The sequence below is a fragment of the Cupriavidus sp. 05N40 genome (assembly GCF_056397305.1).
In genome coordinates, this window is the sequence record NZ_JBFTND010000082.1 from 17,188 (window position 1) to 29,576 (window position 12,389).

Below are 12,389 nucleotides of genomic sequence, written 5' to 3' on the forward strand. Positions count from 1 at the left end.
CGGGCAGGCCGCGGCGCGGCGTCCGCCAGCACGGCACAAGCTGTCAAACAAGAACACGAGGTCTCAAGACATGAACCGTTCCAACCGCGCGCGCGCCGTCGTCGGCGCTTGCCTGGCGCTGGCGAGCGCTGCCGCCATCGCCCACCCGGGCCACGATGCCGCCACCGTCGGCGCCAGCCTGTGGGCGGGCCTGATGCATCCGTTCACCGGCATGGACCATCTGCTGGCCATGGCCGGCGTGGGCGTGTGGAGCGCGCTCGGCGCGCGTTCGCCGCGCGAGGCGCTGCGCATGCCGTTCGTCTTTGTCGCGCTGATGCTGGCCGGCGCCGCGCTCGGGCTGGCCGGGTCCGGGCTGCCGCTGGTCGAGCCGATGATCGCCGCTTCGCTGCTGGTGATCGGCCTGCTGGTGGCGCTGCGCGCCAGGCTGCCAGCGTGGGCCGGCATGGCCATCGTCGGCGGTTTCGCCATCTTCCACGGCTATGCGCACGGCGCCGAACTGCCCACCGCGGCGGGTGCGCTGCCGGCCGCGGCCGCCTACGTGGGCGGCTTTACCGTCGCCACCATGGCGCTGCACCTGTGCGGCATCGGCCTGGGCAACGCGCTGCGCCGCCACGCGGGCTGGCTGGTGCGCGTGGCCGGCGCGGGCGTGGCGCTGTATGGCGTCGGCCTGATGGTGGCCTGAGGGTGGCATGAGGGTGGCCTGGGCCGCCTTCGGACCCGCTTACGGATAGCGTTGGAAACGTCGACAAGGAACCCGACATGATTCCCGGTGAACTGATGCCCGCAGAGGGCGAGATCGAACTCAACGCTGGCCGCCAGACGGTCAGCGTGACGGTGGCCAACACCGGCGACCGCCCGGTGCAGGTCGGCTCGCATTTCCATTTCTATGAAACCAATGCCGCGCTGGACTTCGACCGCGAAGCCGCGCGCGGCTTCCGCCTGAACATCGCCGCCGGCACCGCGGTGCGCTTCGAGCCGGGCCAGAGCCGCACGGTGGAACTGGTGGCGCTGGACGGCGCGCGCATCGTCTACGGCTTCAACGGCAAGATCATGGGAGCGCTGTGATGAGCGTGAAAATCTCCAGGCAGGCCTATGCCGAGATGTTCGGCCCCACCACCGGCGACCGCCTGCGGCTGGCGGACACCGGGCTGGTGATCGAAGTCGAGAAGGACTTCACCATCTACGGCGAGGAAGTGAAGTTCGGCGGCGGCAAGGTGATCCGCGACGGCATGGGCCAGAGCCAGCGCATGGCCAGGGACTGCGTCGACACCGTCATCACCAACGCGCTGATCGTCGACCACTGGGGCATCGTCAAGGCCGACATCGGCCTCAAGGACGGGCGCATCGCGTCCATCGGCAAGGCCGGCAACCCGGACATCCAGCCCGGCGTGACCATCGTGGTCGGGCCCGGCACCGAGGTGATCGCGGGCGAGGGCATGATCGTCACCGCCGGCGGCATCGACAGCCACATCCATTTCATCTGCCCGCAGCAGATCGAAGAAGCGCTGATGAGCGGCGTCACCACCATGATCGGCGGCGGCACCGGGCCGGCCACCGGCACCTTCGCCACCACGGTGACGCCGGGGCCGTGGTTCATGGAGCGCATGCTGCAGGCGGTGGAAGCCTACCCGATGAATATCGGCCTGCTCGGCAAAGGCAACGCCAGCCAGCCGGGGCCGCTTGTCGAGCAGGTCGAGGCCGGCGCGATCGGGCTCAAGCTGCATGAGGACTGGGGCACCACGCCCGCGGCCATCGACACCTGCCTGAGCGTGGCCGATGCCACCGACACGCAGGTGGCGATCCACACCGACACGCTCAACGAGGCCGGCTTCGTCGAGGCCACCGTGGCCGCGTTCAAGGGCCGCACCATCCATACGTACCACACCGAAGGCGCGGGCGGCGGCCATGCGCCCGACATCATCAAGGTGTGCGGCGAGGCCAACGTGCTGCCTTCGTCGACCAACCCGAYGCGGCCGTACACGATCAACACGCTCGACGAACACCTCGACATGCTGATGGTGTGCCACCACCTGGACCCGTCCATCGCCGAGGACATCGCCTTCGCCGAAAGCCGCATCCGCCGCGAGACCATTGCCGCCGAGGACATCCTGCACGATCTCGGCGCGTTCTCGATGATCTCCAGCGACTCGCAGGCCATGGGCCGCGTGGGCGAGGTCATCATCCGCACCTGGCAGACCGCGCACAAGATGGCCGCGCAGCGCGGCAAGCTGCCCGGCGACCCCGATGACGCGCGCGGCGGGCACGACAACTTCCGCGTCAAGCGCTATATCGCCAAGTACACCATCAACCCCGCGCTCACCCACGGCATCGCGCGCGAAGTGGGCTCGGTCGAGGTCGGCAAGTGGGCCGACCTGGTGCTGTGGAAGCCGGCCTTTTTCGGCGTCAAGCCGAGCCTGATCCTCAAGGGCGGGATGATTGCCGCGGCCGCCATGGGCGACCCCAACGCGTCGATCCCCACGCCGCAGCCGGTGCACTACCGCCCGATGTTCGCGGCAGCCGGCCGCGCCTTGCACAAGTCGTCGCTGACCTTCGTCTCGCAGGCCGCGCTGGCGGCCGACGTGGGCGGGCGCTACGGGCTGTCGAAGACGCTTTGCGCGGTGCGCGGCACGCGTACCGTGAGCAAGCGCGACATGGTGCACAATGACTGGCAGCCGCACGTCACGGTCGATCCCGAGACCTACCAGGTCGTCGCCGACGGCCAGTTGCTGATGTGCGAGCCGGCCACCGTGCTGCCGATGGCGCAGCGCTATTTCCTGTTCTGAGTTCCCGTCCCGAGCCCGCCTTGCAAAAGATCGACAAACACCTCAGCGCACCGCACGGCATCGCCGCCGTGCTGGTGCGCCGCGCGCCCAAGCTGGTGCTGCCCTTCGCCGAGCGCAGCAAGAGCCGCCTGCGCGCCACGCTGGACAACGGCGAGGAAGTGGCGCTGTTCCTGCCGCGCGGCACGGTGCTGCGCGGCGGCGACCTGCTGGTCACCGACGGCGGCATCTTCGTCGAAGTGCTGGCCGCGGCGGAATCGGTGCTGCAGGTAGGCGCCAGCGATCCGCGGGCGCTGATGCGTGCCGCCTATCATCTCGGCAACCGGCACACGCCGGTGGAGGTGGGGCGCGACTACCTGCGCCTGGAATACGACCCGGTGCTGGCCGACATGCTGGCGCGCCTGGGCGTGCAGGCCGCGCGCGCCGAGCTGCCGTTCGAGCCGGAGGCGGGCGCCTACGGCGGCGGCCACAAGCATGGACACGACGCCACGTTCGCCGAAGACTATGCGGCGGCGCAGGCGGTATTCCATGAGCATCATGGCCACGATCACGATCACGATCACGGCCGCTCCCATGCGCATGCGCACGATCACTCGCACGCACACGATCACGAGCACCATGTGCATGACGAGCATTGCGGGCACAAGCATTGAGCGGCCGGCTTCCCGCGCCTAGGGCGCGACCGGCATCACCATGACCCAGCTCTCTCAATTGATCTCCCTCCTGCACCTGGCTTCGCCGGCGCTGCCGATCGGCGGCTTCAGCTATTCGCAGGGGCTGGAGGCGGCCATCGATTGCGGCCTGGTGCATGATGCCGGCAGCGCCGAGCAGTGGGTGCGCAGCAACCTGCTCGATGTGCAGGCGCAGTGCGAGGCACCTGTCTGGCTGCTGCTGTTTCGCGCATGGCGCGCGCGCGACGCCGCCGGCGTGGCGCACTGGAACGACTGGTTCCACGCCACGCGCGAGAGCGCGGAGCTGCGGCTGGAGACGGAGCAGATGGGCTGGTCGCTGGCGCGGCTGGTGGCGCAGATGGAGTGGGGCGACGCCGGATTGCGGGCGCAGCTCGCCGCGCTGGCGCCGGCATGCCTGCCCACCGCGTTTGCCGCGGCGTGCGCGGCGCTTGACGTGGACGAGCGCGACGGGCTGGCGGCCTATTGCTTCAGCTGGGCCGAGAACCAGGTGGCCGCCGCGCTCAAGGCCGTGCCGCTGGGCCAGGTGGCCGGCCAGCATATCCTGCGCCGCCTGCATGCCTCGGTGATGGAGACGGTCGGCGAGGCGGTGCGCCGCGCCGATGCTGATCCGCCGTTGCTATCGACGTTTTCCCCGATGCTGGGCCTGCTGTCGGCCCGGCACGAGACCCAGTATTCCCGGCTGTTCCGTTCCTGAGCGCCGCGCGCCGGCGTGCTCGCGCGGCGGCCGCCCAACCTTCACCGATACAAGATCCCCGTCATGACCCAGGCCCGTACCAAGAAGAATCCCCCGCTGCGCGTCGGCGTGGGCGGCCCCGTCGGCTCCGGCAAGACCACGTTGCTGGAGATGCTGTGCAAGGCCATGCGCGAGCGCTATGACCTGGTGGCCATCACCAACGATATCTACACCAAGGAAGACCAGCGCCTGCTGACCATCTCGGGCGCCTTGCCGGCCGAGCGCATCATGGGCGTGGAGACCGGCGGCTRCCCGCATACCGCCATCCGCGAGGATGCCTCGATCAACCTCGAGGCGGTCGACCGCATGCTGGCGAAATTCCCCGATGCCGACATCGTCTTTATCGAATCCGGCGGCGACAACCTGGCCGCCACCTTCAGCCCCGAACTGTCGGACCTGACCATCTACGTGATCGACGTGGCCGGCGGCGAGAAGATCCCGCGCAAGGGCGGCCCCGGCATCACCAAGTCGGATCTGCTGGTGATCAACAAGACCGACCTGGCACCCTACGTGGGCGCCAACCTCGACGTGATGGAAAGCGATGCGCGCAAGATGCGAGGCACGCGTCCGTTCGTGATGGGCAGCGTGAAATCCGGGCAGGGGCTGGACGAAGTGATCGCGTTCATCGAGCGCCAGGGCATGCTCGGCGTGTAGCCTCGCTCAGCCGCGCCGCGCCCGCACGCACAGGAAGCAAGGCGCGCGCGACAGCCACGCGTGCAGCCGGGGATTGACCTCGCGCATGGCATCGAGTGGCCGTGGCTCGAGCAGGGTGTCGAAGATCCAGCCGGTTTGCGTCAGCGGGTTGAGGAAGCCGGACAGCGGGCGGCGGTAGCTGTCGATCACCGGATCGGGCTCGCCGAAGCCCTTCCATGGCAGGGCGAACGCTTCGGTCTCGAAGTAGTTGCCGTCGCCCCACAGCCGCCACGCATCGATCGGGTGGCCGGCGGAGAACACCAGCAGCGCGCCGGGGCGTGCCACGCGGTGGAACTCAGCGAACACCGGCCCCCAGTCTTCGATGTAGTCGAGCACCAGCGGGCACACTACGACGTCGAAGCTGGCATCGGCCAGCCAGTGCAGCGGCTGCTCGAGGTTGCCTGCGCGCACGTCCACATCGAGGCCGGCGGTACGCTGGCGCGCCAGCACGACCATCTCCGGGGTCACGTCGAAGGCATGCACGCTGGCGCCGCGTCCGGCCAGGATCTCGCTGAAGAGGCCGGGGCCGCAGCCGGCATCCAGCACGCGCAGGCCGCGCATGTCGTCGGGCAGCAGCGAGAGCGTGGCGGGGCGCTCGTAGAGCGCGTTGTGGGGCTTGGTCGGGACGGCGGCCGCGTAGCGCGCGGCGAACTGCTCGTAGTTCCGCTGGCCCAGCGATTTCGCGCTGGCAGGCTTGCTGGCATCTGGCATCGGGATGACGTTCTCCGCGGGGATGGCAACGGTGCAAGAGGGAAAACCCAGCGCATTCTACGCGGGCGGCGACGTTGTCGCATTTGCACCGCTGACGCCTTGTGGCATACTGGCCCGTCCATGACGTCCGCCTCCTTCGCCCTTTCTTCGCTGTGCCGCGACACCGATGCCGGTGGCGCCGCTGCACGCGCGGGCGCAGGGCTGCCGCGCGCAGCGGCCATGTCTTCGGCGTTCCACGTCTTTTCTTCCTTCGCTTTCTCCATCATTCGAATTATCCGGGGTCGCTGAGCTGCGGCTTTGGCTGGTGCTCGGTGGCCCGTGGTTCGTCCGACCGCGCACGCCAACCGGCCTGCGCGCGATTTCACGATGCGATGGAGAACCCCCGATGTCCGATCTTCCCGAGCTGCGCGCGCACGCCAGCTATCCCGTCCTTGCCGAAATCCAGGATGCCGCGCGCTACCTGCGCGGCAAGGTGCTCGAAACCCCTGTGTGGCGCTGGCAGACCGGCGCCATGGGCCAGTTCGGTCCGGCCACCGAGGTGTGGCTCAAGATGGAGCTGTTCCAGCAGACCGGCACCTTCAAGCTGCGCGGCGCGCTCAACGGCATGGGGYGCCTCGATGCCGCGGCGCGCAGACGCGGCGTGGTGGCGGCCAGTGCCGGCAACCATGCCATGGCAGTGGCCTATGCCGCCATGGTGGAGGGCGTGGGGGCCAGGCTGGTGATGCCAGCGAGCGCCAGCCCGGCGCGCGTGGCGGCCTGCAGGGAGTGGGGTGCGGAAGTGGTGCTGCGCCCGGACGTGCATGCGGCCTTCGATCACGCGCAGCAACTGGCGGTGCAGGAGGGCCGCACCATGATCCACCCGTTCGACGGCCCGCTGGTGGCGCAGGGCACGGGCACCGTGGGGCTGGAACTGATGCGCCAGGTGCCGGGGCTCGATGCGGTGGTGGTGCCGGTGGGCGGCGGCGGCCTGTGCGCGGGCATCGCCGCCGCGGTCAAGCAGATCAATCCGGCCTGCCGGGTCTATGGCGTCGAGCCCGAAGGTGCCGATGCCATGACGCGCAGCTTCGAGTCAGGGCGGCCGCAGGTGCTGGCACGCGTGAATACCGTCGCCGACAGTCTCGGGGCGCCCTACGCGCTGGACTACAGCTTCGGTGTGTGCAGCCGTTTCGTCGACGGCATGGTGCGGGTGTCGGACGAGGCCATCCGGGCCGCCATGCGCATCCTCTACCGCGACATGAAGCTGGCGACCGAGCCGGCTACCGCGGTTTCCACCGCAGCCTTGCTGGGACCGCTGCGCGAGAGGCTGGAGGGCAAGAAGGTGGCGCTGGTGTTGTGCGGGGCCAACCTCGATGCGGCGCGCTTCGCCGAACTGCTGGCGGCCTAGGGCCCGGCGGCGATGACGCCGCCCGGATCACATCTGCTGTGCCGCCCTCGCCGCGATCACGCGCGCCACTGAAGCGATGGCGTCCTGCTCGGTATCGTTCATCAGGGCCATGTGCCGTACCGTCACGCGCTGGGCAGGGGTGATATTGAACTCCGCGCAGCGCTGCTCGAGCACCAGCGTGCTGCCTTCACCCTTGCCGCCGGCGAAGTTCAGCATCTCCGCGGGATGCACGCCCAGCGTCCCGGACAACGCGCAGATATTCACCAGGGACACATTGCGCACGCCCCGCTCGATGCCGCTGAGGTAGGAGCGGGCCATGCCGCTTTCGAGGGCGAGTTTTTCCTGCGACCAGCCGCGCTGCCTGCGCAGTTCCGCCAGGTGCAGCCCGAAGAGCTTGAGAGGATCACCGATCATGGCCTGACTCGTGAAAGAGAACGAAGCGAGGCTAAGGGTTTGACCTCTTTGGATCGACGCCTTATAGTATGACGCACCATGAGTATCAGGCTTGAACGCCGGCAAAAATATCGGATACTGCCGGCTAATTTCTTTCAAATACACCCAATTGTAATGGGAGTGTAATCGGCCGGAGGCCGGCTGGCACTTGGGGAGTTTGCCCGCGGCGCGTAAGCCTCGGGTGTCGGCGCTGGCTGTCGGGGCCAGGTCGCCGATGATGACAGCCGAAGCATGTCTGGTTGATACGAAAAACTGGCCGGCATACAGGAGAGCCGGCGGGCCAGGCAGCGGCACGTCAGGAAGCGACAACCCCCGGGAAACGCGGACGGCATTTTTCCATTACGCGGAAAAGGGGGTGTCATGCGTATTTTTTCCTTGTTCGACGCGCAGATGCGGGGCGAGATCCTGGCCGGCGGGGGTGCTTCGGCGTTGCGTGTCGGCCTGCAGGTGAGGGTGGTGCCGGAGGCCGCCGGGCTCGGCAGCAGCGGCGATTACGTGTTCCTGCCGCAGGGTGCCGCGCAGCCCGGGATCGTCACGGCGCGGGCCGAGTGGTGGGCCTGCCTGTGCGGTACGGTGAAGGTGACCCCGGCGGGCGGCGCGCCGGTGCTGCTGTCGGCGGGCGGCGTGTATGCGATCCGCCAGGGCGAGCGCCTGCAGCTCGCGGTGCTGCAAGACAGCGTGCTGATCCGCACGGTGCTGGACCCGCAAGCCGTGGGCCTGGTGGGGGCCGGGCTGACGAGCAGTTTCGATGCGTTTGCCGCGGGGCAGTCGGAGCGCTGGCGTCCGGGGCAGGGCGCCAGGGCAGCCGATGCCTGCATGCCGCCGCGACTGAATGCAGCCTTCGTGGCGATTGCCGAAGGCGAGCCGGAATGGGCGGAGCGGCTGCGCGCGGGCGGCCTGAACTGGGCGGCATGCCACGAGGGCACGCTATGCCTGCAGTGGTATTCGCCCTGGCCGCACGCCGAGCGCCAGGTGGCTTACCTGCAGCCCGGCATGGTGTTCGCTCCGGATCCGGAAGAGGGCTATCGCATCGATGCCCTTCAGCCCGTGGCCAGCCTGCTGTGCTGCCTGCAGGGCCCGATGGGCGAGCCCGTGCGCGCAGGCAGCACGGCGGCGCAGGCGGTGTCGCTGCACTGAGTGCCGATGGCCGGGCCCGGTGACGCCGGGCCGGTGGCTTCGGCGGCTCAGCGGCGCTGGTATTGCGTCGCGCCGAACAGGATTTCCTTTTCCTTCTCGTCGCGGATGGGCTTGCGCGCACTGGCCAGCACCTCGACGCCGCGCTTGACGGCGGGGCGCTCGGCAATCTCGTTGAACCAGCGCTTGAGGTGCGGATAGTCGTCGAGTTCCACGCCCTGGTTCTGCCAGCTGCGCAGCCAGGGGAAGGTGGCGATGTCTGCCACCGAATACGTCTCGCCGGCCAGCCACGGATGTGCCGACAGTTGCTTGTCGATCACGCCGTACAGGCGGCGCGCTTCGTTGGTGTAGCGGTTGATGGCGTACTCCAGCTTCTCGGGCGCGTACATGCGGAAATGGTGCGCCTGGCCCAGCATCGGGCCCACGCCGCCCATCTGGAACATCAGCCATTGCAGCGCATCGTATTTCCCGCGCACGTCTTCGGGCAGGAACCTGCCGGTTTTTCCGGCCAGGTAGAGCAGGATCGCGCCGGACTCGAACAGCGAGATGGGCTGGCCGTCCGGGCCGTCGGGATCGACGATGGCAGGGATCTTGTTGTTCGGGCTGATCTCGAGGAAGTCGGGCGTGAACTGGTCGCCGGCACCGATGTTGACGGGGTGCACCTTGTACTCGAGGCCGCACTCCTCGAGCATGATATGGATCTTGTGGCCGTTGGGCGTGGCCCAGGAATAGACGTCGATCATCGGGGAAGTTCTCCTGGCTGCGATCGCTGCGATTGCTGCGATCGCGCGGACGTTGGGCTGCCACATCAAGCACTGAGGTGGYGAACCGGGCGATTTAAGCACAGAAGAAAAAAACGCGCAGACGGGCTGCGCGTTTCCATATTGCCGGCAGGGGTGGCCCTGCCGTGGCGGATGCGGGGCTCAGAAGCCGCGCGTCACCGGCATGTCGATCTCGTTCGGGTTGATGCTCATGTGCTTGGCCAGTTCCAGCTTGGCGATGGCGTTGCGGTGCACCTCGTCCGGACCGTCGGCCAGGCGCAGCGTGCGCTGGTGCGCCCACCACGAAGCCAGCGGGAAATCGTCGGAGACACCGGCGGCGCCGTGCACCTGGATGGCCCAGTCGATTACCTTGAGCGCCATATTGGGTGCGACCACCTTGATCATGGCGATCTCGGCCTTGGCCACCTTGTTGCCGGCGGTGTCCATCATGTAGGCGGCCTTGAGCGTCAGCAGGCGCGCCATCTCGATTTCGCAGCGGGCTTCGGCGATGCGCTCGCGCGTCACGCCCTGCGCAGCCACCGGCTTGCCGAAGGCAACGCGGGCCAGGCTGCGCTTGCACAGCAGTTCGAGCGCGCGCTCGGCCACGCCGATGCTGCGCATGCAGTGGTGGATGCGGCCCGGGCCGAGGCGGCCCTGGGCGATCTCGAAGCCGCGGCCTTCGCCCAGCAGGATGTTGGCGGCCGGCACGCGCACGTTCTTCAGTTCGATTTCCATGTGGCCGTGCGGCGCGTCGTCGTAGCCGAACACGGGCAGGAAGCGCTTGATGGTGATGCCCGGGGTATCGGCCGGCACCACGATCATCGATTGCTGCTCATGGCGGCCGGCATCCGGATTGGTCTTGCCCATGACGATGTAGACCTGGCAGCGGGGATCGCCCGCGCCCGACGACCACCACTTGGTGCCGTTGATCACGTATTCGTCGCCGTCGCGATCGATGCTGCAGCAGATATTGGTGGCGTCCGACGAAGCCACGTCCGGCTCGGTCATCAGGAAGGCCGAGCGGATCTCGCCGCGCAGCAGCGGCTCCAGCCAGCGGTCCTTGAGTTCCTCGGAGGCGTAGCGCTCCAGGGTTTCCATGTTGCCGGTGTCGGGCGCGGCGCAGTTGAATACCTCGGCCGACCAGGGCACCCGGCCCATGATCTCGCACAGCGGCGCGTATTCGAGGTTGGACAGGCCTTCCGGCGCGCGCTTCGAGTGGGGCAGGAACAGGTTCCACAGGCCGGCTTCGCGGGCCAGCGGCTTGAGCTCCTCGATCACCTTGGTCGGGACCCAGGCGTTGCCGGCCTGGCGGTTGGCCTGGATCTCCGCGTAGAAGCGCTTCTCGTTCGGATAGATGTGCTTGTCGAAGAAGGCCAGCAGGCGGGCCTGCATTTCCTTGACCTTGGGCGTGTACTCGAATTGCATGTTGTCTCCTCCACCTCTGAATGAGTGCCGGGAGCCGTTCCCGGTCCTGGCGGACGCGGTCCGCGCCGACTGGAGAGGACTGTACCGCAATCCATATAATTAGAAAAATGAATTTTCTGGATTTGCCAGTATCAATATGATGCATTCCATGCCAGAATCACCGCCATGCAGCTCTCCCSGATCGACCTCAATCTCTTCGTGGTGTTCGACGCCATCTACAGCGAAGGCAGCATCACCGCGGCTGCGCGCCAGCTCAACCTGACGCAGCCCGCCGTGAGCCATGCGCTGGGCCGCCTGCGCACCTTGTTCGACGACCCGCTGTTCGAGCGGCGCGGCCAGGGCATGGCGCCCACGCCACTGGCGCGCTCGCTGGCGGCCGAGGTCCGCGCCGCCCTGCAGTCGTTCGCGCGCACGCTGCAGGATACGCCGCACTTCGATCCGGCCGCCACCGTGCGCCGCTTCACCATCGGCATGCGCGACGCGCTGGAATCCACGCTGCTGCCGCCGCTGATGACGCGGGTGACCGCGATGGCGCCGCAGGTGGAAATCGCCGCGATTCGCTTCGACCGGCGCGAGATGGAGTCCGAACTGCTGGCTGGCACGCTCGACGCCGCCATCGATATCCTGCTGCCGGTTTCACCTGCCATCCACCATGCCCCGTTCATGGCGGACCCGATGGTGGTGCTGGCCCGCCGCGACCATCCGCTGGTGAAGAAGGAGCTGACGCTGGAGCGCTACCTGGCTGCCGAGCACGTGCATGTGTCTTCGCGCCGGCGCGGCGCGGGACTGGAGGACCAGGCCCTGCACCGCATGGGCTTGACGCGCCGGGTGCGGCTGCGTTGCCAGCACTATGCCGGGGCCTGCCGGGTGGTGAGCTGCACCGACCTGCTGGCCACGCTGCCGCTGCGCTATGCGCGCATCGCCAACGAACCCTACGCCAACCGGCTGCTGTCGCTGCCGTTCAAGGTGCCTTCGCTGGAGCTGCATCTGTACTGGCACGGCGGCGGCGAGAACGACGGTGCCAACCGCTGGCTGCGCGAGCAGTTGCTGGCGGTGATCACTTCGCTGGGCGGCGGACTGGCTGAGGGCGCGCAGGGCTGACTCCCCTGATTGCCTGCGCATTGCGCGGGCTTTGGCCCCTGCGCTCAGCGTGCGCTGTCGGCAATGCGTTCGATGCGCAAGGTTTCCGGCGGCAGTGTGCTGTCGGCCTGCACCGCATAGGGCAGCGGCGGGCGCCGCGGCGCCGGCACCGCCTGCCATAGCCGCTCGACCCAGGCCCGGATCTCGGGGCTGCCCGGCGCTGCCGCCGTGATGCGCAGCGCCAGCGGCGCGCCGCTGGCCTGGTCCGCGCCCGGCACTTCGGGCATCAGGCGTTCCACCGCCAGCTGCGGATCCTCCCGTACGTTCATCGTCAGCGCGCCTGCGAGCTGTGCGCGCGCGCGCGCCGTCTCGCCCGGCGTGGCCTGGGCAGAGCGCTGCGCGAAGCGCGGAGCCTGTATGGCGAGCGCCGGGGCGGGCGGGGAAACCGGTGCAATGGGCGCCACGGGCGCGACCGGAGCGGGCTGGGCACGCGGCGCGGCGGGTGCCGGCGGCGGCGCGACAGCCATCGGCGCAAAGGCCGGC

At 68.5% G+C, this 12,389-nt stretch carries 13 protein-coding genes and 1 pseudogene; 9 read left to right on the plus strand and 5 right to left on the minus strand.

All coding sequences use genetic code 11. The features are described 5' to 3' along the window. Positions 1 to 70 precede the first annotated feature (70 nt). From AC1DO7_RS19865 to ureG, 6 genes are all read left to right on the plus strand, one after another. On the plus strand, positions 71 to 682 hold the full coding sequence (locus AC1DO7_RS19865; protein ID WP_441612294.1) for a HupE/UreJ family protein: 612 nt from the start codon (positions 71 to 73) through the stop codon (positions 680 to 682). Between the two features lie 77 nt (positions 683 to 759). Next, positions 760 to 1,065, plus strand: coding sequence for an urease subunit beta (locus AC1DO7_RS19870; RefSeq protein ID WP_441612293.1), 306 nt, complete (start codon positions 760 to 762; stop codon positions 1,063 to 1,065). Continuing rightward, positions 1,065 to 2,783: an urease subunit alpha gene (ureC, locus tag AC1DO7_RS19875; RefSeq protein WP_477116484.1), complete on the plus strand. Its 1,719-nt coding sequence runs from the start codon at positions 1,065 to 1,067 to the stop codon at positions 2,781 to 2,783. Before AC1DO7_RS19870 ends, ureC begins: the two co-directional genes overlap by 1 nt. Before the next feature lie 20 nt (positions 2,784 to 2,803). After that, a complete protein-coding gene (gene ureE, locus AC1DO7_RS19880) occupies positions 2,804 to 3,433 on the plus strand; it encodes an urease accessory protein UreE (protein ID WP_441612291.1) in 630 nt (209 codons plus the stop codon). 40 nt (positions 3,434 to 3,473) lie between these two features. Beyond that, on the plus strand, positions 3,474 to 4,166 hold the full coding sequence (locus tag AC1DO7_RS19885; RefSeq protein ID WP_441612290.1) for an urease accessory protein UreF: 693 nt from the start codon (positions 3,474 to 3,476) through the stop codon (positions 4,164 to 4,166). A gap of 63 nt (positions 4,167 to 4,229) precedes the next feature. Next, positions 4,230 to 4,859, plus strand: a complete 630-nt coding sequence (ureG, locus tag AC1DO7_RS19890; RefSeq protein WP_477116485.1) for an urease accessory protein UreG — start codon at positions 4,230 to 4,232, stop codon at positions 4,857 to 4,859. A 6-nt stretch (positions 4,860 to 4,865) separates the two neighbouring features. On the opposite strand, the gene AC1DO7_RS19895 is transcribed toward ureG, so the two are convergent. Next, on the minus strand, positions 4,866 to 5,609 hold the full coding sequence (locus AC1DO7_RS19895) for a class I SAM-dependent methyltransferase (RefSeq protein ID WP_441612288.1): 744 nt from the start codon (positions 5,607 to 5,609) through the stop codon (positions 4,866 to 4,868). Between the two features lie 385 nt (positions 5,610 to 5,994). Between AC1DO7_RS19895 and AC1DO7_RS19900 the strand changes: the two genes are divergently transcribed. After that, positions 5,995 to 6,993, plus strand: a complete 999-nt coding sequence (locus AC1DO7_RS19900; protein ID WP_477116486.1) for a threonine/serine dehydratase — start codon at positions 5,995 to 5,997, stop codon at positions 6,991 to 6,993. A gap of 27 nt (positions 6,994 to 7,020) precedes the next feature. Here the strand turns inward: AC1DO7_RS19900 and AC1DO7_RS19905 are convergent, their stop codons facing one another. Then, entirely contained in the window at positions 7,021 to 7,407 is a 387-nt protein-coding gene (locus AC1DO7_RS19905) for a helix-turn-helix domain-containing protein (protein ID WP_441612286.1), read from the minus strand. 399 nt (positions 7,408 to 7,806) lie between these two features. Between AC1DO7_RS19905 and AC1DO7_RS19910 the strand changes: the two genes are divergently transcribed. Beyond that, positions 7,807 to 8,583, plus strand: coding sequence for a hypothetical protein (locus AC1DO7_RS19910; protein WP_441612285.1), 777 nt, complete (start codon positions 7,807 to 7,809; stop codon positions 8,581 to 8,583). Positions 8,584 to 8,630: 47 nt separating this feature from the next. Here AC1DO7_RS19910 and AC1DO7_RS19915 read toward each other — a convergent pair whose 3' ends face one another. Both AC1DO7_RS19915 and AC1DO7_RS19920 read right to left on the minus strand, forming a co-directional pair. After that, positions 8,631 to 9,323, minus strand: coding sequence for a glutathione binding-like protein (locus AC1DO7_RS19915; protein WP_441612284.1), 693 nt, complete (start codon positions 9,321 to 9,323; stop codon positions 8,631 to 8,633). A 180-nt stretch (positions 9,324 to 9,503) separates the two neighbouring features. Further along, positions 9,504 to 10,766 (minus strand): acyl-CoA dehydrogenase family protein, encoded by a 1,263-nt coding sequence (locus AC1DO7_RS19920; protein WP_441612283.1) that lies wholly within the window; start codon positions 10,764 to 10,766, stop codon positions 9,504 to 9,506. A gap of 165 nt (positions 10,767 to 10,931) precedes the next feature. On the opposite strand from AC1DO7_RS19920, the gene AC1DO7_RS19925 reads away from it, so the two are divergent. Next, on the plus strand, positions 10,932 to 11,867 hold the full coding sequence (locus AC1DO7_RS19925; protein ID WP_477116487.1) for a LysR family transcriptional regulator: 936 nt from the start codon (positions 10,932 to 10,934) through the stop codon (positions 11,865 to 11,867). A gap of 44 nt (positions 11,868 to 11,911) precedes the next feature. On the opposite strand, the pseudogene AC1DO7_RS19930 reads toward AC1DO7_RS19925, so the two are convergent. Continuing rightward, positions 11,912 to 12,389: pseudogene (locus AC1DO7_RS19930) on the minus strand (hypothetical protein); the annotation flags it as partial.

Coding starts and splice junctions, on each gene's coding strand:
- AC1DO7_RS19865 (WP_441612294.1), top strand. CDS start 71: ATGAACCGTTCCAACCGCGCGCGCGCCGTCGTCGGCGCTTGCCTGGCG.
- AC1DO7_RS19870 (WP_441612293.1), top strand. CDS start 760: ATGATTCCCGGTGAACTGATGCCCGCAGAGGGCGAGATCGAACTCAAC.
- AC1DO7_RS19885 (WP_441612290.1), top strand. CDS start 3,474: ATGACCCAGCTCTCTCAATTGATCTCCCTCCTGCACCTGGCTTCGCCG.
- AC1DO7_RS19895 (WP_441612288.1), bottom strand. CDS start 5,609: ATGCCAGATGCCAGCAAGCCTGCCAGCGCGAAATCGCTGGGCCAGCGG.
- AC1DO7_RS19905 (WP_441612286.1), bottom strand. CDS start 7,407: ATGATCGGTGATCCTCTCAAGCTCTTCGGGCTGCACCTGGCGGAACTG.
- AC1DO7_RS19910 (WP_441612285.1), top strand. CDS start 7,807: ATGCGTATTTTTTCCTTGTTCGACGCGCAGATGCGGGGCGAGATCCTG.
- AC1DO7_RS19915 (WP_441612284.1), bottom strand. CDS start 9,323: ATGATCGACGTCTATTCCTGGGCCACGCCCAACGGCCACAAGATCCAT.
- AC1DO7_RS19920 (WP_441612283.1), bottom strand. CDS start 10,766: ATGCAATTCGAGTACACGCCCAAGGTCAAGGAAATGCAGGCCCGCCTG.